Raw genomic sequence first — 324 nt, forward strand, 5'->3', positions numbered from 1 at the left:
ACCCGCACGGTGAAGAAGGCCGAGGCCGCCCCGGCCGCCGACGCCACCGAGGTCGTCGCCGAGAAGCCGAAGCGGACCCGGACGACCGCGAAGAAGGCCGTCGCCGCCGAGACCGCGGAGGAGAAGCCGAAGCGGACCCGTACGGCGAAGAAGGCCGCGGCCGCCCCCGAGGCGACCGAGGCCGCCGCGGAGAAGCCGAAGCGCACCCGCGCGGTCAAGAAGACCGAGGCCGCCCAGGCCTGAGAGGTCTGACGCTCGTCACCACCGGGGCGGGGGGGGGGGGGGGGGGGGAGGACACAGAGCGACGCGGTTTTTCTTCGGGTC

Annotated in this window: 1 protein-coding gene; it reads left to right on the top strand. The window is 74.7% G+C overall.

The window, feature by feature from the left end:
- The coding region (locus tag AC07BS_RS29860) for a hypothetical protein (protein WP_478642803.1) at positions 1 to 243 on the top strand (243 nt) is incomplete at its 5' end.
- Positions 244 to 324 lie beyond the last annotated feature (81 nt).

The sequence above is a fragment of the Streptomyces sp. NPDC044063 genome, from assembly GCF_056434285.1.